The organism is Thermoleptolyngbya sp. C42_A2020_037, assembly GCF_015272455.1.
Lineage (GTDB): Bacteria > Cyanobacteriota > Cyanobacteriia > Elainellales > Elainellaceae > Thermoleptolyngbya.
Genome location: NZ_JACYLP010000014.1, coordinates 33,369 through 58,212, shown reverse-complemented (window position 1 = coordinate 58,212; position 24,844 = coordinate 33,369). Strand labels below are relative to the sequence as shown.

At 55.6% G+C, this 24,844-nt stretch carries 18 protein-coding genes; 5 read left to right on the top strand and 13 right to left on the bottom strand.

The features are described 5' to 3' along the window. Positions 1-121: 121 nt before the first annotated feature. The 6 genes from pstB to IGS16_RS04045 all read right to left on the bottom strand — a co-directional run bounded on the left by pstB (position 122) and on the right by IGS16_RS04045 (position 6,641). On the bottom strand, positions 122-922 hold the full coding sequence (gene pstB / locus IGS16_RS04070; RefSeq protein WP_172357215.1) for a phosphate ABC transporter ATP-binding protein PstB: 801 nt from the start codon (positions 920-922) through the stop codon (positions 122-124). A gap of 88 nt (positions 923-1,010) precedes the next feature. Further along, complete coding sequence (pstA, locus tag IGS16_RS04065) at positions 1,011-1,931, bottom strand: phosphate ABC transporter permease PstA (RefSeq protein ID WP_297083522.1); 921 nt, start codon at positions 1,929-1,931, stop codon at positions 1,011-1,013. Next, entirely contained in the window at positions 1,928-2,863 is a 936-nt protein-coding gene (pstC, locus tag IGS16_RS04060; RefSeq protein WP_297083519.1) for a phosphate ABC transporter permease subunit PstC, read from the bottom strand. Before pstC ends, pstA begins: the two co-directional genes overlap by 4 nt. Positions 2,864-3,274: 411 nt before the next feature. Next, the gene (locus tag IGS16_RS04055) at positions 3,275-4,342 is read right to left on the bottom strand and encodes a PstS family phosphate ABC transporter substrate-binding protein (RefSeq protein WP_297083518.1); all 1,068 of its coding nucleotides are present in this window, start codon (positions 4,340-4,342) and stop codon (positions 3,275-3,277) included. Positions 4,343-4,642: 300 nt separating this feature from the next. Then, positions 4,643-5,212: a DUF4126 domain-containing protein gene (locus tag IGS16_RS04050; protein WP_297083517.1), complete on the bottom strand. Its 570-nt coding sequence runs from the start codon at positions 5,210-5,212 to the stop codon at positions 4,643-4,645. Between the two features lie 247 nt (positions 5,213-5,459). Continuing rightward, positions 5,460-6,641, bottom strand: a complete 1,182-nt coding sequence (locus IGS16_RS04045) for a bifunctional sterol desaturase/short chain dehydrogenase (protein WP_297083516.1) — start codon at positions 6,639-6,641, stop codon at positions 5,460-5,462. 221 nt (positions 6,642-6,862) lie between these two features. On the opposite strand from IGS16_RS04045, the gene IGS16_RS04040 reads away from it, so the two are divergent. Then, positions 6,863-7,747, top strand: a complete 885-nt coding sequence (locus IGS16_RS04040) for an SDR family oxidoreductase (RefSeq protein ID WP_297083514.1) — start codon at positions 6,863-6,865, stop codon at positions 7,745-7,747. Between the two features lie 94 nt (positions 7,748-7,841). On the opposite strand, the gene IGS16_RS04035 is transcribed toward IGS16_RS04040, so the two are convergent. Beyond that, on the bottom strand, positions 7,842-8,234 hold the full coding sequence (locus IGS16_RS04035) for a hypothetical protein (RefSeq protein WP_297083513.1): 393 nt from the start codon (positions 8,232-8,234) through the stop codon (positions 7,842-7,844). A gap of 321 nt (positions 8,235-8,555) precedes the next feature. Here IGS16_RS04035 and IGS16_RS04030 point away from each other — a divergent pair, with 321 nt between their 5' ends. Further along, entirely contained in the window at positions 8,556-11,537 is a 2,982-nt protein-coding gene (locus IGS16_RS04030) for an ATP-binding protein (RefSeq protein ID WP_297083511.1), read from the top strand. A 588-nt stretch (positions 11,538-12,125) separates the two neighbouring features. Continuing rightward, positions 12,126-15,347: a GAF domain-containing protein gene (locus tag IGS16_RS04025; protein WP_297083510.1), complete on the top strand. Its 3,222-nt coding sequence runs from the start codon at positions 12,126-12,128 to the stop codon at positions 15,345-15,347. A gap of 76 nt (positions 15,348-15,423) precedes the next feature. Here IGS16_RS04025 and IGS16_RS22290 read toward each other — a convergent pair whose 3' ends face one another. Continuing rightward, positions 15,424-16,056 (bottom strand): CP12 domain-containing protein, encoded by a 633-nt coding sequence (locus tag IGS16_RS22290; protein WP_367185721.1) that lies wholly within the window; start codon positions 16,054-16,056, stop codon positions 15,424-15,426. Between the two features lie 512 nt (positions 16,057-16,568). On the opposite strand from IGS16_RS22290, the gene IGS16_RS04010 reads away from it, so the two are divergent. After that, positions 16,569-16,949: a Uma2 family endonuclease gene (locus IGS16_RS04010; protein ID WP_297083508.1), complete on the top strand. Its 381-nt coding sequence runs from the start codon at positions 16,569-16,571 to the stop codon at positions 16,947-16,949. A gap of 50 nt (positions 16,950-16,999) precedes the next feature. On the opposite strand, the gene cphA is transcribed toward IGS16_RS04010, so the two are convergent. Both cphA and IGS16_RS04000 read right to left on the bottom strand, forming a co-directional pair. Continuing rightward, positions 17,000-19,732 (bottom strand): cyanophycin synthetase, encoded by a 2,733-nt coding sequence (gene cphA / locus IGS16_RS04005; RefSeq protein WP_297083506.1) that lies wholly within the window; start codon positions 19,730-19,732, stop codon positions 17,000-17,002. A 263-nt stretch (positions 19,733-19,995) separates the two neighbouring features. Then, entirely contained in the window at positions 19,996-20,805 is an 810-nt protein-coding gene (locus IGS16_RS04000; protein ID WP_367185722.1) for a cyanophycinase, read from the bottom strand. A gap of 638 nt (positions 20,806-21,443) precedes the next feature. Here IGS16_RS04000 and trmD point away from each other — a divergent pair. Then, positions 21,444-22,178, top strand: a complete 735-nt coding sequence (trmD, locus tag IGS16_RS03995) for a tRNA (guanosine(37)-N1)-methyltransferase TrmD (RefSeq protein WP_297083502.1) — start codon at positions 21,444-21,446, stop codon at positions 22,176-22,178. Positions 22,179-22,273: 95 nt separating this feature from the next. Here the strand turns inward: trmD and IGS16_RS03990 are convergent, their stop codons facing one another. The 3 genes from IGS16_RS03990 to IGS16_RS03980 all read right to left on the bottom strand — a co-directional run bounded on the left by IGS16_RS03990 (position 22,274) and on the right by IGS16_RS03980 (position 24,458). Next, on the bottom strand, positions 22,274-22,450 hold the full coding sequence (locus tag IGS16_RS03990; RefSeq protein ID WP_172799733.1) for a hypothetical protein: 177 nt from the start codon (positions 22,448-22,450) through the stop codon (positions 22,274-22,276). A gap of 122 nt (positions 22,451-22,572) precedes the next feature. Further along, positions 22,573-23,046, bottom strand: a complete 474-nt coding sequence (locus IGS16_RS03985) for an SRPBCC family protein (protein ID WP_297083499.1) — start codon at positions 23,044-23,046, stop codon at positions 22,573-22,575. Positions 23,047-23,060: 14 nt separating this feature from the next. Next, positions 23,061-24,458: a GTP-binding protein gene (locus tag IGS16_RS03980; RefSeq protein WP_297083701.1), complete on the bottom strand. Its 1,398-nt coding sequence runs from the start codon at positions 24,456-24,458 to the stop codon at positions 23,061-23,063. Positions 24,459-24,844 lie beyond the last annotated feature (386 nt).

Sequence of the window (24,844 nt, the reverse complement as noted above, 5' to 3'; positions counted from 1 at the left end):
TGTCATCAAGCCAGCAAAGTGCCTCTGAATGCAAAATCCACATCCAGAGGCACTTCAAACATAAAGCTGAAAAAGCAGTGGCGAAACCAAACGGTGTCTACTAAAGTCTCTTTGCCAAAACTTAGCCGAAACGACCACTCACGTAGTCCTGCGTGGCAACCTGCTGGGGGTTGTTGAAGATTTGCTGAGTCGGTGCATATTCCACCAGATAGCCCATCTTGCCGCCCTTTTCAGTAGCCTGCGCGTTGAAGAAGGCCGTCATGTCCGACACGCGAGAGGCCTGCTGCATGTTGTGCGTCACGATGATAATCGTGTAGTCCTGCTTCAGTTCTTGCATCAGTTCCTCAACCCGCAGTGTCGAAATCGGGTCCAGCGCCGAGCAGGGTTCGTCCATCAGCAGCACTTCTGGCTCAATGGCGATCGCCCGCGCAATGCAAAGCCGCTGCTGCTGTCCACCCGACAGCGACAGACCGCTTTCCTTCAGCTTGTCCTTCACTTCGTCCCACAGCGCCGCCGACCGCAAAGAACGCTCCACCAGCGTATCCATATCACCCTTGTAGCCGTTGATCCGGGCCCCAAAGGCAATGTTTTCGTAAATCGACTTCGGGAATGGGTTGGGCTTCTGGAACACCATCCCAATTCGACGGCGCAGTTCAATCGGATCAACGCTGGGGTCGTAGATATCCACTCCGTGATAGGTGATCTTGCCCTCAATGTGGGCCCCCGGAATCAGGTCATTCAAGCGATTGAAGCAGCGCAAAACCGTACTTTTGCCGCAACCCGAAGGACCAATAAACGCCGTAATCTTGCGGTCGGGAACGTCCATGTATACGTCCTTCACAGCCATCACTGGGCCGTAGAAATAGGACGTTTTTTCGACCCTAAAGGCAGTGCCCGTATCGACAGAAGAACTCACTTGCATGAATAACCTACCTCAAATAACAAATGCAGCAGTTAGAGAACGACCGTTGGGGCAATAGCAACTTGGCGATCGCCCCCATCCCAAGAACCTAAAACTTGCGCTGGAACCTGTTTCGCAAGTAAATAGCAACAGAGTTCATCAGCAGCAACAGCGCCATCAGCACGATAATCCCAGCCGCTGAGTTGATATGAAACGGCTTCTGAGGGCGAGACACCCAGTTGTAAATCTGAATCGGCAGCGCCGTGAACGGGTCTCTCCAAGACTCCGGCAAGAACGAAATAAACGTCAGCGCTCCAATCGTAATTAGCGCAGCCGTTTCGCCAATCGCACGAGACAGCGCCAAAATCGTCCCCGTCAAAATCCCTGGAAAAGCCTGAGGCAAAATCTGATCCCGCACCACCTGCCAGCGCGTTGCCCCCAGCGCAAAGCCTGCCAATCGGAGGCTATCGGGCACCGTCCGCAGGGCTTCACGAGTAGACACGATGATCACTGGCAGCACCAACAGCGCCAGCGTCAGTCCGCCCGCCAACAAGCTGCGTCCGCCCGTAATCGGCTCCATCAAGCGCACAAATGCCGCCAGACCCAACAGCCCGTAAATAATCGAAGGAACACCCGCAAGGTTGGAGATATTAATCTCGATGAAGTTTGCAAGCCAGCCATCCGAGACAAACTCTTCCAAGAAGATGCCCGCGCCGATTCCAATTGGGAATGAAAAGAGCGCAACGATAAACAGCAGGTAAATCGACCCCACCAGCGCCGATAGCAAACCCGCCTCCTCGGCGCGGCGAGACGGAAAGCTAGTAAGAAACTGCCAATTCAAGCGGGGCAGACCATCCGTCAGCACATCAATCAGCAGAATCACCAGCACCAGCAGCGAAATTGCAATAGCCGCTAAAGCTGCAATTCTAAAAATCCTGTCCCAGCGATAGCGCTGTGCCATTTCGGGCTTGAACTGGCTCTCTCTCGCTGGCGAAAAGTCGCCCGAAATCTGAGGGTTTTGAACTGTCATTCGTACTTCTCCCGGAAACGACGGACGACCCAGAAACTGAGGATGTTAAGCGCCAGGGTCATCAGGAACAAGGTCATCCCAACCGCAAAAATAGATTTGTAAGCCAGCGACCCCGCAGGCGTATCTCCCAAGCTGACCTGCACGATAAACGCCGTCATCGTCATCACAGGTACCAGTGGGTTAAAGCCCAGCGTTGGGTTTTGCCCGGCTGCCAGCGACACGATCATCGTTTCACCAATGGCACGGGACACTGCCAAAATGAACGATGCCACAATGCCCGACAGCGCCGCTGGAACAACCACCGATGTAATCGTCTCACGCTTGGTCGCGCCAATGGCATAGGCTCCCTGACGCAGGCTATTCGGCACCGAATAGATCGCGTCTTCGCTCAGCGAGGCAACCAGGGGAATAATCGAAACGCCCAGAATCAGACCCGCACTAAGCGCGTTAAAGCCCTGTAGCCCAGGGATAAACCGTTGCAAAAATGGGGTCACCGTGAGTAGCGCGAAATAACCAAACACCACGCTGGGCACACCTGCCAGAATCTCAAGCGCGGGCTTCAGCCACTTCCGAATCTTAGGATTGGCATACTCACTTAAATAAATCGCCGCCAGCAATCCCAAGGGCAGTGCTACCAAAATTGCAATCCCCGTTGTCAGCAGCGTGGCGCTAATCAGCACCCAAATGCCGTACTGAGCATTAGAAAACAGAGGAGTCCACTGGCGATCGGTCAAAAATCGCCAGAAGGGCACGTCCTGGAAAAACTCAAACGTTTCAAAAATAAGGGTTAGAACAATACCAAAAGTCGTCACCACGGAAATCAGAGCAAAAGCACCAAAGATTAACTTGACAATACCTTCGGTTCTTTTGCTCGCTTGGCGATTTGGCTGCCAAAGCCCAGATGATTGTTCGCTAGGTAAGCCGCTATTCATGCCAGATAGCCTGTAGAGAGAACAAAGAACACCAATCTAAAACGCTGACTGATACGCCGACAGTTGCCGACAGATAGCTAGGGATACCCCAAGTAACTGCTTGATGCGAGATTACAAAATAGATACCTCAAGAGGCATCCTGGTTAACTGCTTTATCGTGAAACTCAATCACACACAGCGCTATCCAGTAAATTACGCAGGGAGCTAAAAACTCTTGGCTCTCAAAGTGGCGCATATCTTACAACATTAGGAAATGCTGCATATCGAGATATTCTAGTAAGTCCTCTTATTTTTTCGAGGTTCCCTAAGCTACGTCGCAGGGTAAGAAATCAACTAGTGGCTGGGGTAGCCACTCAGAACCCTGAGCGCTACCCCAATCCAACAAGATCAAGTGAATAGAGTCTAGGTGACCTATTCCTTTTTCAGTAGGTCAACTAGCTTAAGACCTACAGCAGGGCTGCCGCCAAACACACTGCCAGTCTTGCGCTGTTCGATCCGTGCTTCAGCCAAATCCTCAATCTCGGTCGGCAGGGGCACATAACCTACTTCAGAAATCAGACCTGCGTTGGCTGGGTCGATCTGAAAGCGGGCAAAGGCGGCTACTGCGGGATTGTCCAGAGAGGTTGTCTTGATATAGAAGAACTCAGGACGGGACAGAGGAGTATAAGTGCCGTCGGCAATGGTTTCTGCGCTAGGCGCAACGCAACCGTTGCCGTTGTCGATTTCCACCAGTTTCAATCTGTCCCTGTTTTCTTCGTAGTAGGCAAAGCCGAAGAAGCCTAGACCGCCCGGATCAGAAGCCACACCCTGCACGATCACGTTGTCGTCTTCGCTGGCGGTGAAGTCGCCCCGGCTCTCACCTTCTTCGCCAACGATGGCAGCGGTGAAGTAGTCATAGGTGCCGGAGTCGGTGCCGGGGCCATAAAGACCGAGGGGAAGATCGGGGAAGCCAGGCCGAATCTGATTCCAGTTGCGGACAGTGCCTTGAGCTGCAGGTTCCCACATCTTCTTCAGCTCGTCCACAGTCAAGCAGGTAGCGAACTCATTGCTGGGGTTGATCACCACCGAGAGACCGTCATAAGCAATTGGCACCTCGACGTATTCGATGCCGTTTTTGGCACAGAGGTCAATTTCCTCTTGCTTAATGGGGCGGGAGGCGTTGGAGATGTCGGTTTCACCCGCGCAGAACTTTTTGAAGCCGCCGCCCGTGCCGGAAACGCCGACCGTGACGCGAACGCCAGGGTTTGCTTTCATGAACTCTTCTGCCATGGCTTCAGAGATGGGGAAGACAGTGCTGGAACCATCCACCAGCACGCTGCCCGTTAGGTCAGAAGTGCCGCCACCTGCTGCGGGGCTTTGTGCAGTGGTGGTGCCGCCACCGGTCGTGGTGGTGCCGCCACAGGCGACTGCGAGCGCCAGAGAAGCGGCCGTCAGAGCGGCCAGAGTGGCAGAACGCTTGGAACGAAGATTGAATGCCATATCCAGAGATTCCTGTAGGGTTTGTTTCTGTCAAACGTTGGCATTCTACAGTTTCATCGTAAAGAAGAGGTTAAGTTGGCTCAGAAAAGTGTATCCCAGATGACTGAAAGTCCTTGTAAAGAAGACGGATGCGGTCTGACCGTGGCGATCGCCCTTCGCTGAATCCCTTACCGGATGCGCCTTTTGTCAGCCCGGCAGCAGCTACCCAAACCATATTGCAAAAACTTCCTAAAGTCTTCTGACGATAGGTCAGGAAATCGCCATCAGGCTTCCTATATCTACTGATTGCTAATTTTCTGCCTACCGGAAGCGGCGGCGACGACCAAAGAAACGCCACACTTTATAGGCTGCAAAGCACAGAAGACCGATAATGACAATTCCAGTGAGCAGCGGAATCAGGATTGCCATTACCGAGATGACAGATGAGGTGAACAACTCCATTGTGGAGAGGGCGGGGTTGGCGATGCCGCCCGTGGTGGCAGTAGACGTGAGGCGAGCGGCATCGGTCATGCCTTTGGTGAGTCCGGCGGCTCCGGCTCCGGCGATGATGGCCAGCGTCCACTGAAGAAAAGGGCTGATATCGACCAGAGTGGAGGCCGTCAGCACGGCTCCAGCAACAAGGGCTGCCGGAGTGGTGATCAGATCTAGAATCTCATCGACCCAGGGAATGTAGTAGCCCGCAATCTCTACCCCAGTGGCTACTGCAAAAGCCGTGATGGCGATTGGTGAACCGATCCACTCAAAGCCCTGAGCGGGTGTCATGTGGCCGGTGGCGGTGGCGATGCTCATGACCAAAAACGGCACAAATAGCCGAAACCCGGTGGCAGCGCTGAGGCTAACGCCTGCCAGCAAGCTAATCAAAGTTTCCAAAGAGTCCTCCAGCCCTAAAGTAGGGAGTTGTTAAAGCGTTGAGTAAAAATCGATTTTTCCAAAAAGCAAATCGTTTCAGCCCGAAACCAGCCCGGAACTAGCCTATGTAACTGAATTTTTCTAACTTGATTTTTCCAAAGTATTTTAGATGATTTTCAGCCGGACGCGACAACGTTCGCCGCATCCAGAAACGACTGCGGCAAAGGCAAGACTGAGAAGAGGATACTGAGAAAAGTTTGGCCGTGCGTTAGGCTGATTGAGAAAAGAGGCGGAAGTAGAGCGATCGCCCCAGTTCTTTGATCGGAAACGCGAGGTAGGTCAGCGGGTTAATCGTCACGATAATGTCGCGGAAATCGCGCTTAGCCAGCGCCACGATCGCCCCAGCCACCCAGGTTGCATCCATCACGCCGATGGGATTCAGATTGCTCTTGAACGGGCCAAGGATGAGTTTGCGAATGACGCAGGGTGCATCCAGTCGTCGCAGCGTAATCAGGTCGCCCAGGGTTCGCTTCGACAGTTCATACAGTGGGCTGAAGGCCGGGCTAACTTCTGCTTCGGAGGTGTTGATCCAGAGTTCCTTCAGCGCCCGATGTTCCGACTTTTGTACAGTGCTAAGGAAGAGTTCTGCCAGGTTCCAGGCTGAAAATGTGTTGACCTGAAAGGATTTTTGGATAGCTTCGGGCGTGCGATCGCCATGCACGTTGATTCCGTGATTAATAATCAGAATATCCACGCCTTGTAGCCGTTCCTTCAGATCAAGCTCTCGCCCCGCGCACCAGGGCAGCACCTCGACGCGATCGCCAAATTCTGCGCCCTCGCAGGTGGTGATGGCAACCGGCTTTGCGCCTTGCTTTTGCAACTGGGCAATCAGCGCCCGTCCCAACGTGCCCGATGCGCCCGTCACTGCGACCGTTTTGCCCTTGAGCGAAAGCGCCGTGCCCAGTATCTTGTCCACGATGGTAAAGTACCCGCAATAGTAAGCGTTGCCCTGGTCAAAATGATGCCGCCAGTGGTATGTGCGGTTCACCGTCCACTGCGAAGGAATCGCATCCAAATCGCCGGGCTTGTGCGTCAGGTCGGTGGCCAGCAGCCAGCCGCGCGATCGCGAATATGCCGTAATCAAAAACCCCAGCGAATAGAGGCAGCCCGCGACAAGCGCCAGATTTTGAGTCAGCGCCAGCAGGATCACCCCTGCCCCCAGCATGGCGATCGCCTCTGGTACATCATTATAAAGTTGCGCCTGCTTATAGGCCTCCAGGCTAACGATGCTGAGGTCGCGGCGATAGGCCTTGTGGTGTAGGTTGTGGCTGCGCTGGAGCGGCTGCCAATAGTGCCCCGCAATGTGATAGCCATCGCGCACCAGTTCAGCCAGCACAACGGAGGCTGCTGCCCACAAAGTAAAGCTGAGAAGACCGCCGGGGGTAATCATTTAGAGATCAAACGTCGAATAAAACGGTGAACCAGATGTCTAGCGGAGGGCCAATGCCCCATTTCCAACTGCTGCGGTATTGTGGAAATCATAGACAGTGTAACGTAATGTGACATCTTTTCAGAAGCGCGATCGCCCCTTGAGAAGACCCAAGCAAGGGGCAAGCAAGTTGGGGGCGATCGCCTGCAGGCTGATCAAATTCAGAACTTAGGACAGGCGATATGTTTTTAGTCACCGGAGCAACGGGTGGATTGGGCAAGCGCATCGTGCGGCAACTGCGAGAGCAGGAGCAGCCCGTGCGGGCGTTTGTGCGGCTGACTTCCCGCTACAGCGAACTGGAACAGCGCGGCGCAGAAATCTTTATCGGCGACCTGACCCAAGAACGCGACCTGCAAAAAGCGCTTCAGGGAGTACAGTTTGTCATCAGCGCCCACGGCTCGAACGAAGCCAGTGGCGGGGCCCAGGCGCTCGACTATCGGGCCAACATCGACCTGATCGATTTGTCGAAATCAGCAGACGTGCAGCATTTCACCTTTATCTCGGTGATGGGAGCCGACCGCAACTACGAAGACGCACCCGTGTTCAAGGCAAAGGCGGCAGTAGAAAAATATCTGCAAGCCAGCGGGCTGAACTATACCATTCTGCGGCCGTCTGGCTTCGCGTCTAATCTTTTACCCCTGGCGGAACAGTTTCGCAAGAGCGGCGTGTATCTGCTGATCGGCGACCCTAAAACCCGCACCTCCATCATTAGCACCGACGACCTGGCCAAGCTGGCGATCGCCTCGGCCACTACACCCGCTGCCCACGGACAAATCTTCAATGCAGGCGGCCCGGAAATCCTGGAGCGCGGCGAAATTCCCAATATCTTTGCCCGCATCTTCAAAAAGGAGCCGATTTTGATCAACCCGCCGCTGCTGGCCATCGACGGACTGCGAGCAGCCATCGGCCTGGTGAATCCAGAACTAAAAGCCTCGCTGGGCACCTTCCGTACGTTGCTGGCCAACGAGTTTTACACTACGCCTGCCGAAGTCGAGCAACTTCAATCTGCCTACGGTATCCAGCTAGAAACGCTGGAAACCTTCCTGCGGCGATATCTCAGCGCCTAAGGACGAGCAGTCGAGCAATTATTCCGCAATTGATCAAGCGGCTGCTCAGGCTACTCCGCCGTTCAAGCCGTAGGCAAATCTAGAAGCGCTATCCCTACTCCTCCTGCGCTTCCTCGATCGGCTTGGCTTTGATCTCGACAGCCTGCACATCAATCGTGCCCGGTGGCGTGATGCGATAAAACGCGCCTTTTTCAACCCGCAGCGCTTCGCCACAGTTGGGGCAGCGGAGTTGGGTGCCGTTGATGCCTGCGGAACGGGTTTCGCAGACGGGGCAGGGCGCTTCCACTAGGTTGCGGCCGAGCCACCAGCGAAAGGCAAAAAAGGCAATCACGGGCGTTAGAATCAGCAACCCAATCAGCACAATAAAAGACTTCACCAGCCAGCCCAGCCCTACCATGCCCAATAGCCAGGCGATCGCCAGCAAGGTTATCCAAAACCCCAGTCCTGACAGGGTAAACCGCAACCCCCCATAGCCGTTTTGATTCATGGCTGTCTCCCTAAACAATCGGGATTTCTGCGAATCCACTCCTTCATTGTGATAACGCGCATCATACCAAGCCCAGATGGAAAGCTCGAATTTCCCAGGAGAGATTTCCGAATTCTGAGTCTGTTCCTGGACGGCTCGAAAATTCAGACTGGGCAGATGGGAAAAACTCACCCTAAAAAATCAATTTTTGAAACAGACCTACTTGTGAATGCAGATTCCGTAAGCCGCCTGGGGTTATATAGAAACAGCGGTGTGTAACTGCAAAGAAATGCTGAGTGGCATAGGTAGATGCTGTAAAGCCTATTGGAAAGGGCAGGCGATATGGGGCTAAAGCGCCAACTGAGGCAACTCACTGGTTTTCCTCTCCGGCGCAGAAGCATTCTGGGTCTACTGATTTTGCTCGTCGCCAGCTACCTGGGCACTCTGGCGCGATGGAACTTGTTTTTTAATATTGACCTGATTTTTGGCTCCATTGCCGTGTGGCTGGTGGTGGGGTTTTATGGGGTTCGCTGGGGCGTTTTGGCGGGTGCGCTGAGTGGTGCCTGTACCTACTTTCTGTGGGGACACCCTTATGCAGGAATGGTTTTTACGCTGGAAGCGCTGTTTGTTGGGTTTTTGTTTTATCACAATTGCTCCGCAAGCCGTCCAAACCTTGTGCTGCTGGATGGTCTCTTCTGGCTGCTAATCGGGGTTCCCCTAGGCTGGTTTTTCTACGATAAAGTGTTGCAGATTGATCCTGTGCAGGTGCAAATTATTTTACTCAAGCAGCCCGTGAATGGCATCTTCAACGCACTGATTGCCAGCCTGCTGATGATCTACTTGCCCATCCATCGCTGGATCGATCGCCCCAAAGCGCTCAATTCTCTTGCGCTACAGCAAGCGCTGTTCAACCTGCTAGTGGCTTTTGTATTTTTGCCGACGCTGCTGCTGATTATATTTGCCAGCCGTGATGTGATTGATACGATTCGCTCCGATGCTCAGGCAGACTTGAGTCGCGTATCGGGCTATGCTGTAGCGTCGCTGCGATTGTGGCATCAGGAACACTTGCAATCGGCAAGTGAGCTGGCGCTGCAAGTTGCGAAATATGGCGAGTCTGATCAGGAGCATCTGCAGCACCATCTCGAATCGTCTCAGCGGCTCTTGCCCGATTTGTATCGGGTGCAGGTGTGGGATCGGGAGGGTCGGGTACTGGTATCTAGCGATACCATGTCTGATGAAGAGTCGGATGTAGCGATCGCCCCCCGGCAAGAAGATATCCGCTTGGCCCGACAGACGCTTCAGCCCATCTTGTCGGATGTGATTCCTGGAGCGCTGCCGCGTGTGGTTTGGAGTGTACCCATTGTGCAGAGGCTGCGGCTGGAGGGACTGATTCTCAGCGAGGTGGGATTGGGCCGCGTGGAGACACTGCTGCGGCAAAGCCTCAGCGGGGAGGGAATGGATCTCACACTCGTCGGGCGAAACCAGACTGTGGTGCTGAGTACGCGGGGCGATCGCCCGTCAGGCTCCCGGTTTCAACAGCCACAGGACAGTATCGTAGAACCTTTGGGCGACAATTTTTATCAGGTGTTTCCTGAGCGAAGCCGGCCCATCATGGCCCGCTGGATGAACTCCTGGTTTGGGCAGGCGGTGCCTGTGGCAGCGGGGCTACCGTGGACGCTAGTGGTCGAGGCTTCAGCTCAATCCGATGTCCGCAACATCCAGCGCATCTATTCCCGCAATCTGGCGCTGCTGCTGGCGATCGCCCTGCTAGCGCTGCTAGTGTCGGCGCTAGTAAGTCAGTGGATGGTGCACCCCCTGTCTCGACTCGCCCAAGTGACGACCAATCTACCCGATAAGCTGCTGGCTGGGCAGCCCATCGACTGGCCCGACAGCCAGATTACTGAACTCGCGTTTCTGGTCAAAAACTTCAGAACGATGGGCAGATCGCTGACCCAACAGTTTGGCGCGATTCAGCAGGCCCTCAGCTATGAGGCGTTGATCCGGCGTATTACCGACAGCGTGCGCGACAGCCTGGACGAGTCGCAGATTTTGCAGACGGCGGTGCAGGCGCTGGGGCAGGAGTTAAGCTTGGTCTGCTGCGATGCGGCGCTCTACAGTGCCGACCAGAAGTATTCGACAATTCAGTACGAATATACAACCGCCCTGCCATCGGCGCTGGGCACGAGCTTTGCCATTCCCAACGAGTTTTCTGAGGTTCATGGTTTGCTGCTGCGGGGAGAATCCTGCCAGTTTTGCGCCGCGCAGCCCCATCCAGTCCGCCCCACTGCCTGCACGATGACGGTGCTGGCCCATCCAATTTGGGACGATCAGGGCGTGTTGGGGGATCTATGGCTATTCAAGCCGCAGGGCGCAGTTTTTCAGGAGCCAGAGGTGCGGCTGGTGCAGCAGGTGGCCAGCCAGTGTGCGATCGCCCTGCGTCAGGCCCGGCTGTATGAAGCGTCGCAGATTCAGGTCAAAGCGCTAGAAAACCTGAACCTGCTCAAAGACGACTTTTTAAGCACTGTGTCTCACGAACTGCGGACTCCCATCACCAATATTAAGATGGCTATTCGGATGCTCAAGCTGGCGCAGCAGAACGAGCAACGCGAACGGTATCTCAAAATCTTAGAAGCCGAATGCGATCGGGAGGCAACCCTAATCAACGATCTGCTCGACTTGCAGCGCCTCGCCGCCGGAACGCAGGCACTTGATCCGGAGCCAATTCATCTGCGGGATTGGGTGCTGCGCTTGGTTGCGGCATTTGAGGAGCGCATTCACAGTCGTCAGCAAACCCTGCAAGTCGAACTCCCCCACGACTTGCCAGTCATTACCTCTGATGCTGGCTGTCTGGAACGCATTCTGACCGAACTACTCAACAATGCCTGCAAATATACGCCACCTGGTGAAAAGATTTGGGTGTCGGTCGGTGCTGTTGCACCTGTAGATTCCAGCTTAATCGAAATGGCTCAGGCCGTGGGCGATCGCCCCATAGCCCTAAAACCGCTGTCCTACCCGCCAGAACCAAGCACCGCATCAGATTCATCCGATTCAAGCTGGCTGGCTCCAGACCCGCTCGATCCTGGCTTTGTGGTAATTAGAGTCTGCAACTCTGGAGTTGAAATTCCCGCCGCAGAACTAGATCGAATTTTTGAAAAGTTTTACCGCATCCCCAGCATTGACCGCTGGAAGCAGGGCGGCACAGGGCTAGGCTTGGCGCTGGTGCAAAAAATGACGGAGCACCTAGGCGGTCGCATCCAAGTGACTAGCGCTGCTCACCGAACCTGCTTCAATATAGCGCTGCCTATCACCCCAAAGCCAAGCTAAAACTAGCGGAAATTAAACTAGCTGAAATCTAGCGGAAATTAAGACTGACGCAGTTCTATACAATTCCTGCAAACAGCGCCACAGACTCAATCGCTAGAAGGCCTTGCAGACTCTTAGATTCGCAATCTAGAGTCGCCAATCCACAGTCCAGAATCAATATTGATCGACACTAGACGATTTCTCGCAGATGTCGCCCGCAAGCAATCGTCCAAAACCCAGAAAATTGAAACAAGTGCGTCAGCTTTGTGAAAGCTGGTCGAGCGAGTCTAAATCCTCCCCAAGCAACCTGGCTTTTGTTCAGTCTTTTCAACGGAAGGGAACCTTAGAGAAGATAGTAACTAGGCGGGTGAACCCTTCCTCCGGTGCTTGCGTTCTGGAAAAAATTGCCCTGAATAGGATCAATTCTCGCAAACAGCGCTACAGACTCAATCGCTGGAAGCCTTACAGACTCTTAGATTAACAATTAGACTAGCAATCTAAAATTGCCAATCCACCATCCAGAGTCGATATCAGAGGCGTTCCCTCGCTGCATCGTTCACAACTGTCGCCTGTCTGCCCCTCATTGCTCCTGCCTCCCGTGCCACAACTATGCCAGTTCCCGACTTTGCTACGCTCGATGTGCTGCGTCAGTACAACATATTGGATAGCGCCCCTGAGGAAGGCTTTGACGGATTAGCGCGGTTAGCGGCGCAGCTTGGGGGCGTGTCGGTTGGGCTGATTGCCTTTTTGCGGAGTGATAGCTCGACGTTAGCGGGCGAAGATCGCTACTGGCTGAAGGCACTGACGGGCTGGCCTGAGAACACGCCCTGCCATCCGCTGGTGTGTTTGGACAGCACGCTGACCGCCGAAGACGGGCTGCTGGTGACAGATTTGCAGCAGGATGAGCGGTTTGTGTTTGAGCCGATTGCCGTGGGCACACCGGCGGTGCGGTTCTATGCTGGCGTGCCGCTGCTAAGTCCGGCGGGGGCGGCGCTGGGCGTGCTGGCGGTGATGGGCTGGGAGCCGAAAAATCCGCCCGCAGGGTTGATGGATGGGCTACGGCTGCTGGCACGGCAGGCGATCGCCCAGCTGGAACTGCGGCGGCGCACAGCGGCTCTGACAGAGGCGATCGCCCAACAACATGCCGCCGAAACTGAGCAAAAGCTGCTGTTTTCCCTGTCAGCTCATCTAGCCTGCGTCATGGGAGCCGATGGCTATCTCAAACGGCTCAACCCTGCCTGGCGCAGGCTCTTGGGCTATACCGCAGCAGAACTGATGGCTAAGCCTTTCCTGGAATTCATTCATCCCGACGACTGGGAAATCACCCTCAACCACATACAAAAAGTGGTCGCCAAGGGCAAAAAAGTCACGTTTCAAAACCGATGCCGCCACCGCAACGGCAGCTATCATCGCCTCCAGTGGCGCATTGGGCCGCTGCAAGACCGCCAGCTTTTGTGCGCTACTGCCAGCGAAGTTGCAGCAGATGCACTGCCCGACTCCGCGCTGCCGCAATACGACCTGCTCTCTGACCTGGCCTTTGCGCTGAATCAGCATTCCATCGCCGCCATCACCGATGCTCAAGGGAAAATTATCTACGCTAACGACAAATTCTGCGAAATTTCCTGGTATTCTCGCGAGGAGCTAATTGGGCAAGATCATCGGCTGATTAGCTCTGGCTATCACTCGCGGGAGTTTTTCCGGGATCTGTGGCAGACCATTGCCTCTGGCAACGTGTGGCGTGGCGAAATTTGCAACCGGGCCAAGAATAATATTCTCTACTGGGTGGATACGACCATCGTGCCCATCCTAGACGACGCAGGCAAGCCCCAGCGCTATATCGCCCTGCGAACCGACATCACCGAGCGCAAAGAAGCCGAGCAGGAACTCAAAGCGCGATCGCACCTGGCAGAACTGGGCGCGGCTGTTGGCGTAACCCTGTCTCAGGGCGGCACCGTCACCGACATTCTGAAGCGCTGCACCGCCCAACTGGTGCAATATCTCGATGCCCATTCTGCGTATGTGTGGACGCTGAATCCTGAAACCCGGCTCCTGGAGCTACGAGCTAGCGCAGGCGGTTTATCCTGCCCCAAGGAGTTTCAAAATCGCATCCCCATTGGCATATCGGTAATTGGCTATGCCGCCCAGACGCGCCGCCCCTACCTCACCGACAACGTGCTGAACGACATGTGCATCGGCTCCAAAGACTGGCTGGAGCAGGAGCGCGTGGTCGGCTTTGCGGCCTACCCGCTGGTGACGGAAGACCGCCTGATTGGGGTCATGGCGCTGTTTAGCCATCTACCCTTTGCCCAAACGGTGCATAAAACCCTCGGCTGGATTTCCAACAGTTTGGCTGTGGCCATCGACCGGACGCTGGCGCGAGAGGAACTGCTGAGTCGGCGGGAGGCGCTGCTGTTTCGCCTGGCTAGTCAGATTCGTGCGTCGCTCGATCTGGTAGCAATTTTGGAAACGACAGTGAGCGAGGTGTGGTCGCTGCTCCAAGTGGATCGCTGCCAGTTTCTCTGGTGTCGCTCGACGCTAGAAGCGACGCGGCTGGAGATTACCCACGAAGCGCGGAATCCGGCGTTGATTAGTTTGCTGGGGGATTATCCACTCGGGCCAGGACGGGTGCTGGGCGAAAAGGTGCTGAACCTGGAAATGGTGCGGATTGCCGACGGGCGACCCGGAGCGGTGGAACCGGGCTTGCTAGAGGTGCTGAACCGGGCCGATGCGGTGGCACTGCTGCTGCTGCCACTGGAGACCCATTCCCACAAACTAGGGGCAATCGCCTGCTATCACAGCAGCCCCCGCGCCTGGACAGACAGCGAGGTAGAACTGCTGCAAGCGGTGGTTGACCAAGTAGCCATTGCCATTGACCAAGCTGAACTGTATGCCCAGAGTCGAGAAGCGGCGATCGCCGCCGAAGCCCAGGCCGCCCAGCTCAGCCAGACATTGCAGCACCTCCAGCAGACCCAGGCGCACCTGATCCAGTCCGAAAAAATGTCCAGTCTGGGGCAGATGGTGGCGGGCATTGCCCACGAAATCAACAATCCGGTGAATTTCATCAATGGCAATTTGGTTCACGCCAACAACTACACCAAAGACCTGCTGCACCTGTTGAATCTGTATCAAAATCACATACCCGATCCACCGGATGAGGTGGTTCAGGCGCTCCAGGCGATCGACCTGGACTTTATTGGCGACGACCTGCCCAAGCTAATGACCTCCATGAAAATTGGCGCAGACCGGATTCGTCAGATTGTGCTGTCGCTGCGAAACTTTTCTCGGCTCGACGAAGCAGAGAAAAAGCCTGTGGATATTCATGAAGGCATTGACAGCACGCTGCTAATCTTGCAAAATCGCCTGAAAAATCACGCCGAAGGAACGGGAATTGACGTTGAAAAAGAATACGGATCGCTGCCCAAAGTGGAATGCTATGCGGGTCAGTTAAACCAGGTGTTTATGAACATTCTGGCGAACGCAATCGACGCGCTGGAAGAGTGCCCCCCGCCGCGCCGGATTACTATCTCGACCGAGTTTGAGCCGCAGCCCGCGATCGCCCTTGCACCGCCCGCCGAACCCGCAGCTTCCCAGTTGCCAGAGCCTACTGGCTGCGTTGTTATTCGCATTGCCGACAACGGCCCGGGCATGTCTGCCGAAACGCGCGATCGCCTGTTTGACCCTTTCTTTACCACCAAGCCCGTCGGCAAAGGCACAGGGCTAGGGCTGTCCATCTGCTACCAGATTGTCGTGCAGCGTCACGGCGGCAGCCTGGAATGCGAATCGGAACTGGGCAAAGGGACGACCTTCACCATTCGCATTCCGCTGATCTGAGCGCGATTTTGGATCTTAGATTGGCAATTTTAGATTGGCGATTTTAGATTGGCGATTTCAAAGCCCAGCATCGATATCACGAATCGTACATCCGGGCTTCGGGTGCGTCGGGATTCTCTTCGCAATATTGCTCAAAGGCCGACTTGTCGCTGCCGATGCTGCCGTAGGTGCGGTTGGCTTTTTGGTGAGCGGCTTCGGCTCGCAGTTCTTCCACAATGTCCCACGCCGCAGCGCAGTCTGGCGAGTCGATGCCTTTGGCGGCGCAGACCTGTCGGGCATGGGCGATCGCCTCTTGCAGTTGGTTTTCCAGCAGCACGGCCTTGGGCTGTTCCACAAAGTCGCCCTTGGTCAGGATGTCGTTCAGCGTAATCAGCCCCAGCAGCCCGCCCTGAATCACCGGAGCGCTGTGAATGCCCGTATTGGCAAATAGCCGCGCAACATATTCCACACCCAGATCAGGATTCACCACAATGCAGGGCTTGGTCATGATTTCAAACACGCGCACCCGCGCCGGGTCGAGGCCGTAGGCGACGACTTTGTACACCACGTCCGTTTCAGTCACAATGCCATAGGCATCCTGGCTGTGGCGCAGTTCCACAATCAGCGTCCGGGTCGCCTTTTCCTTCATGAGCTTAACGGCTTCATAGACCGTGGCCGAACCGCGAATCGTTGCCACCTCTTTGGACATTACCTCAGACGCTTTCAGCATAATTCTTTCCTGATGAGAAACCCTAGAGAAACCTGAATGTTGCCAATTATTGCCAAATGCTACCAACGATTGCTTAATTACCCAAATCTCAGCCTGCAAGTTGAGCCAGCACTATCCTCACACAGTTTGCCTCTGACTGCTTAACACGATTCCCAAAAGGCTCGAACCCTACTCATCCAAATGGAGAGGGATGGAGAGGGGGTTGTGAACTCTGCGTTTGAACCGTGGTCGATGGTTATGCTAGAGGTGAGTTTAAGCAGCAGGAGTAGAGAACTCTAACTCGTGTCAGGAAAAGACTGAATGAGGACTTACGCAGTTGGACAATTTCTCGTGGGCCCGCGAGAAATTGTCCAAAATCCAGAAAGCCTATTGCAAGTGCGTAAATCCTGTGAATTAAAGGGTGGACTGGGATTTTTGGGTATGGAAGTCCTAGAGCAGCTTTAAGGCAGCATTAACGTGGCATTTTTTGTGGCATTTCTAAGCAGCACTTTCAGAAGGCGGAGGGAAACCCAATGACGATTGCCAATCCCGTCGTCAAACCGATTAGTCAGCTTGAACTAGCACCAGGAAGCATGGCAACCCTGAGAAATGTAACCTGGCAGGAGTTTGAAAGCATTTTGGAAGAACTCGGTGAGCAGCGAGCCGCTCGCGTTGCCTACAGTGGAGGAAACCTGGAGATTATGGTTCCGCTGCCAGAACATGAACGGGCAAAGATTGTGATTGCCGACCTAGTCAAAACAATCCTTCGATCGCAACGACGCAATTGGGAGCCGTTGGGGTCTACCACGTTTAAGCGGGAAGAAACCTCCCGACCTTCCCATCGCCGAAATCATTCCAAACGCAGTGGAGCGGGCGACGCAAATCGGCACCAGCCAGTCTCTCAGAGAATTTGAAGACTGGCTCAAGCAGACTAGCTCAAGCAGCGCTGAATCCTAACCCCAGCCTATCCCTCTGCCACAGAGGGCACAAACTCTTCAAAGCCCGTCTCGAAGGGGTTGTCTTCCAACCTTGGCGGCTCTGGTGGGGCTTCGGGGGTGGGCTGGAGCGTGGTCGCCTCCGAAATGGGTCGGCGGGCATCGATCAGGCTCATGGCACGGCTGACGCTCTCCGGGAGGATGACCACTAGTGCATCCTTGGGGGCCCGATCCAGCGCCGTGTTAATGGCTTCGGTTTCGTCCAGAATCACGTCGTACTTCAGCCCCGGCTGGATCTGTCGAATGCCTTCTTCAATAAGACCAGCAGCGCTGCCCCGCGCTCGTCCGCGGGTGTCGTTGTCTTCCTTGATATAGATACGGTCGAAAATGGCGGCAGAGAGCCGACCGAGGGTGATGAAGTCTTCATCGCGGCGATCGCCCGGGCCCCCAATCACTCCAATCCGCTCGCCGTTCCAATTCCGCACAAAGCCGCCCAGCGCCTCATAGCTGTGGGGATTATGAGCATAGTCTAGCAGGACATGAAACTCACCCAGGTTAAACAGGTTCATACGGCCGGGGGTCTGGCTGGCGGAAGCCTGGAAGGTGGCTAGTCCCTGCCGGATGGCTTCGACCGGAACGCCTTGGGCAAAGGCCGCCAGCGAAGCCGCTAGCGCATTGGCAATCATAAAGGGCGCACGGCCGCCCATCGTCAGGGGCATGCTAGCCGCCTCCATCAGCCGCAGCGCCCAGTCGCCCTTCACCAGCGTCAGGTAGCCGTTTTCGTAAATCGCTGCCAACCCGCCCTGAGCAACGTGGTTTTGCACCGTGGGATTCTCCGGGTTCATAGCAAAGTAGGCCACCTGCGACTTGACGCGGCCAGCCATCGCCGCCACCAGCGGGTCATCCGCATTCAGCACAGCATATCCGCCCACACCGACGCTTTCTGCCACAACGCTCTTAAGGTGCGCCAGTTGTTCCACCGTGTCAATATCGCCAATGCCCAAGTGGTCGGCCGCCACATTCAGCACCACGCCCACATCGCACTGGTTAAAGCCCAGCCCAGAGCGGAGAATGCCGCCCCGCGCCGTTTCCAGCACCGCGACTTGCACCGTTGGATCTTGCAAAATCACCTGGGCGCTTTGGGGGCCTGTGGTGTCGCCCTTTTCCACTAGATAGTCGCCAATGTAGATGCCGTCGGTGGTGGTGTAGCCGACGATTTGCCCCGTTTGCTTGAAAATATGGGCGGTCAGGCGATTGGTGGTGGTTTTACCATTAGTGCCCGTCACCGCCACAATGGGCACCCGGCCGGGCGTTCCGGGCGGAAACAGCATGTCGATGATGGCTTCGCCCACGTTGCGCGGCGTACCCTCGCTGGGTGAGAAGTGCATCCGCAGGCCCGGCGCGGCGTTGACTTCTACGATTACGCCATCCACCTCGCGCATGGGTTTAGAAATGTCAGGGGTTACCACGTCCAATCCGGCAATGTCCAGCCCGATGATTTTGGCGGCGCGTTCGGCAATCCAGCGGTTTTCGGGGTGGATGTCGTCCGTGCGATCGATGGCGATGCCGCCTGTGCTGAGGTTTGCCGTTGCCTTCAGATAGCACACTTGCCCCATCGGCAGCACGGTATCCAGGTCATAGCCCTGACGCTCCAGCATTTGAAAGGCAGCGCGATCTAGCTCAATCTGAGTCAACACGTTGTCGTGTCCTGTCCCCCGGCGGGGGTCACGATTCGTCTCGTCTACCAGTTCCGCAATGGTGGAGCGACCGTTGCCAACGACGTGAGCAGGGACGCGCTCTGCCACTGCCACCACTTTGCCGCCAACGAGCAAGATCCGGTGGTCGCGCCCGCGATAGAAGCGCTCGACGATCACCGCATGGGATTTTGAGGCAGCTTGGGCGGCATCATAGGCTTCTTCGGCTTCTGCCATTGAGTTAATGTCGATGGTGATGCCGCGGCCGTGGTTGCCGTCTAGTGGTTTGATGACGACCGGGAATCCGCCCACGTCTTCAATGGCTTGCTCCAGTTCATCCAGGTAGTAAATCGTGGTGCCACGAGGAACCGGAACTCCCGCTTCGGACAGCAGCCGCTTCGTGCCTTCCTTGTCGCTGGCTAGCTCTACGCCCAAAATGCCCGTGCCGCTGCTGAGGCTGGCCTGGATACGCTTCTGGTATTCGCCGTAGCCAAGCTGGATGAGCGATCGTGTGCTAAGCGGCATCCAGGGAATCCCCCGCGCCTCGGCCGCTGCGACGATATGCTCGGTACTGGGGCCGAGCGCTGCTTCCATCGCCAGTTCTCGCAGGTCGTTCAGGTCTTGCTCCAGTTCTTCGACGGGATAGCGACCTGTGTCTACGATGCTCTGGCAAAGGCGAACCGCCGCCCGCGCTGCGTAGCGACCCGCCTGCTCGCTTTTGTACTCCATCACAACTTGGTAAACGCCGGGAGTCGAGGTTTCGCGGGTGCGCCCAAAGCCGACGGGCATCCCGGCCAGCGTTTGCAATTCCAGCGCGACGTGTTCCACGATATGCCCCATCATCGTGCCTTCCTGGACGCGGCTGAGGAATCCGCCCCGGCAGCCGGGTGAGCAGTAGTGTTCGACCAGGCTAGGCAGGAGGGATACCAACCCATCGTAAAATCCGGGGATTTCGTTAGACGGGCGATCGCTCAGGTCTTCGAGGTCGAGCCGGATGACCACCAGCTTTGGGTATCGAATGCTCCAATAGTTGGGGCCTCGCAACGTCTGAGTCTTGAGAATCTTCATAGCGCTGGGATTCCAGGATAGAGTGCGGCTTTAGAAGCACGATAGTCTAGTGTCAAGCGGGACAACAACGACAAACTGTATTGTTTGAAACAGTTTCAAGTTTGTTTTAGAACTGCCTGCCATCACCCCTTTGCCTGAATCCTGACGCATTTTTGTCCCACGCGCAATAAATCGCAGGACATTTCTGTGAGTAATTACTTATTGAAATGAGTCTCAGGACGGACTTGCGGCTTGAGCGGGGGAGGGCGATCGCCACTCAGAGGCTACCGATTCAGAACCACGCGCTTGTAGAAATCGAAGCGATCGCCATGACTGAGAATATGCACCCGCAGATTGTGGATGCTGAGGGGATCGTCCGTGCCCGCGTCAGGCTGATTGGTAAAGGAAATCTGCTCTGGGTCGATTACTGTCACCGTGCCCTTGCCAATCACCTCAAAGGTGCCATTGCCCTGAAACATGGCGCAGGTGTCCTCATCGATACCGATGCCCAGCTTTTCGGGATAGGCGGCGATCGCACTCATCAGCCGCGCCATCCGATTGCGGTTGTGAAAATGCTGATCCACCAGCACTTCGGGAATAATGTTGAGTCCGGTCGTCAGATCCACCAGCGACCGATTCGGCGGCTCCCCGCTACCGCCCCCTGCAATCATGTGCTGCCCCATTACTGCTGCGCCAGCACTCGTGCCCGCCAGCGTAATTTCGCCCAGTTGAGCACGAATTCGCACCTTCTCCATGATGGGCGTATCCGACAGCAGGCCACACAGCCGCAACTGGTCGCCCCCGGTCATAAACACGCCCGTACAGTCTTCCAGAAACGCCTGCCAATCAGGATGGCTCCCCTGATCCCGGTCTTGAATGTCGAAAATGGCAATATCCTTTGCGCCCATGTCTTCAAAAATCTCGCGGTAGCGGCTGCCAATTACCCCCGGCTCCCGCGACGCCGAAGGAATAATGGCAATCCGCGCATCTGCACCGCGCGATCGATGAAAAAACGTGCGAAGAATTTCACGACCGTGGACTTTGTCTTCGGCACCGCCGATGACCATAACCGCTGTTTCTGTAGACTGGGGCATCCGTTGACGCTGGAGGGTAGGATCAGGTTGAAACATCCGCTCTGAAGGCGGACGGCGCGACACTAGCCGTTCTAATAGTTTGCCAAGCCCGTGTTGAGTTCTACTCATGACTCAAGAATGAAGGTTGCTGGCGAGTGGGGACTCAAGAAAAACAGCAAAGAAATCTTCTAGCGTGCAGTGAAGGTGCAACGAAACCAGCGGTCAAGGCATGAACAGTGGGATAAATCGTCGAAATACGAGCAATGGTGCAGCAGCAATCTCGCAAGCGCGATCTCGCACATCATCGCCGACTCTGCTTTATCCTGATAAAGTTCAGACGAATAGAATTTAGATTCGGCAAGTTAAATCAGCAAATCTAATGGGAATGGGTCTAGAGTCTAAGCGTAATTATTTAACCATACTCTCAAGCCTTTAACGGTAGTTTTTGTGCGAACCCTATCCTAGCTTCATTACATTCCCCCTGAGCATAGGTGCAAAAACCTATCGCCCTCTATCACTGCTCACTAACCAAAGCCGCCGGACACCACCCCGAAAATTATTCCAAAAAACAGTGATCCGAAGCGGCCACCTCCCCTCTTTCCAGCCCTCTTCGTTCTTCCCTCTTCGTTCTTCTTTCTTCCCCCTTCCCCCTTTCCCCCGTGCGCTTCGACCTAATCACCCTATTTCCCGATTTCTTTTCTTCGCCCCTGCAATCCGGACTGCTGGGCAAAGCGCTGGCAAACCGGATTGCGGAGGTGCATCTGACCAATCCCCGCGATTTCACCACCGATAAGCATCACAAGGTTGATGACGAACCCTATGGCGGCGGCGTGGGGATGCTGATGAAACCAGAGCCAATCTTTGCGGCGGTGGAGTCGCTGCCCGTGCTGCCCCGACGGGAGGTGCTGCTGATGACTCCGCAGGGGGAGCCGATGTGCCAGCGGATGTTTCAAGAGTTTGCTAGCAGCCGGGATCAACTGGTCATTATCTGTGGGCACTACGAGGGCGTAGACGAGCGAGTGCTGAATCTGGTGACGCGGGAAGTGTCGCTAGGGGACTTTGTGCTGACCTGTGGCGAAATTCCGGCGCTGGCGCTGCTGAACGGCGTGATTCGCCTGCTGCCGGGGACAGTGGGCAAGGTAGAGTCGCTGAAGTTGGAAAGCTTTGAGGATGGGCTGCTGGACTATCCCCAATACACCCGGCCCGCGGAGTTTCGCGGATGGCGAGTGCCCGATGTGCTGCTGTCGGGAAACCACCAGGCGATCGCCCACTGGCGGCACGAACAGCAGATTGAGCGCACGCAGAAACGCCGCCCCGACCTTTGGCAGGCATGGCAGGAGCGGCAAAAGTCTGCATCTTCAGATGAGAGAGAAAAAGACGACCACAAACTCTAGAAATTTGGCAAATGGAAATTCCGCCAGCAGGGGTCGATGAAACGGATTCTTGCGTGGAGCTTCTTTAATATAGGGCTATGTAGAGCTTCTGGCTGCTACGTGGGGCTGTAGTGGTCAATCAGCAGGGCTGCCAGGACTGCAAAGGCAGTGATACTAAGGGCAATCGCCGGATGTTGCCCCTGGCTAATGGCAAATGTGGTAACTGCGCCAGCACCCAGCGTTGCGGTCAGCGTTGCGCTAACCCAATCTTTCTTTGTGTTTTTATCGTACATTTGGCTAAACCGAGGCAAATCTGATGGTGTTATTCGATACCCATCAAACTATCACCCCGATCTGAGATTCCCAATCGAAGGCTGGGAATTTGTAATCAAGGTTTAGTTTTGCATACGTTTCTTCACTTTCTGGGCGCAGTTTGTGAGCTATTGTAAAGCGCTTCTGCTACGCGCTTTAGCCGCCGCAACTGCGCCTGCATATCCTGTCGGGTCCACTCTGCCGCAAACGTATTAAACCCATAGCGGACGATGGGATTGGGAATGCGAAACTCAAAGCGATTGACCAGCGTCGTGCCCGTGGAAGTCGGCTGACACTCCCAGCGATCGCGCCCCTGAAAGAATCCCCGAAACTCCCAGACGATTAGCCCTGGCTCTCGCTCGACCACTGTGCTGTGGAGCGCAGGCTGCACCAGCGGCGTTTGAATCAGAAATCGGCTCTTGCCGCCTAGCTCCGTACTCCAAACGCCCACAGGCTCGCAGCGCAGCGCCGGATTGAGCCAGCGATGCATCAACTCTAGGTCGGTGAGGCATTGCTCTACCGCCGTCGCGCTGGCATTGATCGAAATGGATTGTTCAAAGATCTGAACGTCAGACATTCTCCCCATTCCTCCTACCGCTGCTCCAACTTAGCCTGCAATTCGCCCTTGATTCGGCTCAGAATGGAGGCTTCGTCAAGGGAGTCAAGAATTTCGCTGACGACGGTTTTTAGCCCGGTGGGACCCCAAGATGCGCCGTTGGCGAGGTAGGTTTTGGTGAGTTGGCCAATGACGTAGGTAGACACTCCTGCGACCCCCGCTTGGGCGATCGCCACCGAAGCATAGGGCAACACCGACGCGCCCCCAGTGGCTGGAGCCGCCGCACCCAGTAGGCTTTTTAGTGAACCCAAGCCCAGCGTCAGCAGCAGGTCGCTGGCGGTCACGCCGCCCAGCCCAATTGCCATTTTTTGCAGCAGCATGAGGGCATTTTGCTGGGTCATGGGGATGCCGTAGAGCCGTGACAGGGTGACGATCAGGGCAATTTCAATCACTGCGCCGCCCAGCAGATCTAGCACGGTAATCGGGTTGAGGGCGATCGCCACGGCTTTGGTCATCACGCCCTGCCAGATCAGGTCATCGGCGCTGCGATCGCGGATTTCGAGCTTGCGCTGCAACAGGCGATCGCTCACATCGTCGGCATAGAGCATCGTGTTCAGCGCCACCAGCGACTTGCCCTCGCGGTGCAAAATCTCCAAAATTTTCAGCTTCAGGTCGTCTATCTGGGGTTTCCCGGCTTCTCGGCGCACCACAAGCCGACCATCAGGCTGACGCACGGCCGTCGTCGTCATCGGCGAAGCCGCCGCCATGACGATTTCGTCCGGCGATAGCAGTTCCCGCACGCGCTGGTCGCGGATGGTCTGATAAATCGCTTGACGATCGGCATCGGGATACTGATCCACCTTGTTGAACACCAGCAGCATCGGTTTAGCCGCCTGCCGCAGCGCCGATAGCGCCTCGTATTCTACGCGGGTTATGTCGCCCGACACAACAAAGAGGATGAGATCTGCCTGTTTAGCAATCTGCTGCGCCAGTTGTTCGCGCCCTTCCCCATCTACTTCGTCAATTCCTGGTGTATCGATCAATTCCACCTGCGACTGCCCCGTTCCTGGCAGCGACACCCGCAGAACCTCCTGAGCGCTTCCGGCGATCGCCTCCTGCCGAATCTCCCAGTTCGCCGCCTGCACCGCCTGCGTAATGCCATGCACGGGCCCCGTTTCAAATACCGACTGCCCCAGCAGCGCATTCAGCAGCGACGACTTGCCCCGCCCCACCATGCCAAACACCGCAATTTGCACCACCATGCGGTCGAGCTTGTGGAGCAGGGTTTGCAGGCTGGTTAGCTCTGTTTCTAGCCCCGATCGCTCGCGTGGGGTCAAGTCCAACCTACTGACGAGATCCCGCAATGCGTCTTGGGCCTGGCAATAGGTCAGGTCTGCCTGAATTTCTCGAAAGCTGGCGATCGCCTCGTCCAGTTCTTGATCTAGCGTTGGATCGGAGGGCGATCGCGACGTTGCCCTAGAAGCCTGAGTAGCGCGAACCGGAGGTCCTCCCTCTGAGCGCTCTGGCACGTTTCCAACATCCGTCAACACAAACCTCCTGCGGAAAATCAGCCGCCTTGCCTCATCAGCGTGAGTTCTGATGGTGCATCTATCGCTGACGCATCTATCTCCAATCCTAACGACTTCCGTTGTGTCTGTGCGCTCGCGCACAAGCCGCCTTGCCCATTTTTAATGTCTCCTCGCTGTCTTCTGAAACTTCCGGGCTATGCCTAGAGGGTCGAGTTGGGAACGTCAGGTTGCCCCCTTTGTGAAAGATGAAGACGAAGTAGGCAAAACAAAGGGCAGAAGGAACCTAAATT

Excerpts from the sequence above, each read along its gene's own strand:
- pstC (WP_297083519.1), bottom strand. The coding sequence starts at position 2,863 with ATGAATAGCGGCTTACCTAGCGAACAATCATCTGGGCTTTGGCAGCCA.
- cphA (WP_297083506.1), bottom strand. The coding sequence starts at position 19,732 with ATGAAGATTCTCAAGACTCAGACGTTGCGAGGCCCCAACTATTGGAGC.
- IGS16_RS04035 (WP_297083513.1), bottom strand. The coding sequence starts at position 8,234 with ATGAATCAAAACGGCTATGGGGGGTTGCGGTTTACCCTGTCAGGACTG.
- IGS16_RS04040 (WP_297083514.1), top strand. The coding sequence starts at position 6,863 with ATGTTTTTAGTCACCGGAGCAACGGGTGGATTGGGCAAGCGCATCGTG.
- IGS16_RS03990 (WP_172799733.1), bottom strand. The coding sequence starts at position 22,450 with ATGTACGATAAAAACACAAAGAAAGATTGGGTTAGCGCAACGCTGACC.
- IGS16_RS04010 (WP_297083508.1), top strand. The coding sequence starts at position 16,569 with ATGACGATTGCCAATCCCGTCGTCAAACCGATTAGTCAGCTTGAACTA.
- IGS16_RS22290 (WP_367185721.1), bottom strand. The coding sequence starts at position 16,056 with ATGCTGAAAGCGTCTGAGGTAATGTCCAAAGAGGTGGCAACGATTCGC.
- IGS16_RS04055 (WP_297083518.1), bottom strand. The coding sequence starts at position 4,342 with ATGGCATTCAATCTTCGTTCCAAGCGTTCTGCCACTCTGGCCGCTCTG.
- IGS16_RS03985 (WP_297083499.1), bottom strand. The coding sequence starts at position 23,046 with ATGTCTGACGTTCAGATCTTTGAACAATCCATTTCGATCAATGCCAGC.
- pstA (WP_297083522.1), bottom strand. The coding sequence starts at position 1,931 with ATGACAGTTCAAAACCCTCAGATTTCGGGCGACTTTTCGCCAGCGAGA.
- IGS16_RS04030 (WP_297083511.1), top strand. The coding sequence starts at position 8,556 with ATGGGGCTAAAGCGCCAACTGAGGCAACTCACTGGTTTTCCTCTCCGG.
- pstB (WP_172357215.1), bottom strand. The coding sequence starts at position 922 with ATGCAAGTGAGTTCTTCTGTCGATACGGGCACTGCCTTTAGGGTCGAA.
- IGS16_RS04025 (WP_297083510.1), top strand. The coding sequence starts at position 12,126 with ATGCCAGTTCCCGACTTTGCTACGCTCGATGTGCTGCGTCAGTACAAC.
- IGS16_RS04045 (WP_297083516.1), bottom strand. The coding sequence starts at position 6,641 with ATGATTACCCCCGGCGGTCTTCTCAGCTTTACTTTGTGGGCAGCAGCC.
- IGS16_RS04000 (WP_367185722.1), bottom strand. The coding sequence starts at position 20,805 with ATGCCCCAGTCTACAGAAACAGCGGTTATGGTCATCGGCGGTGCCGAA.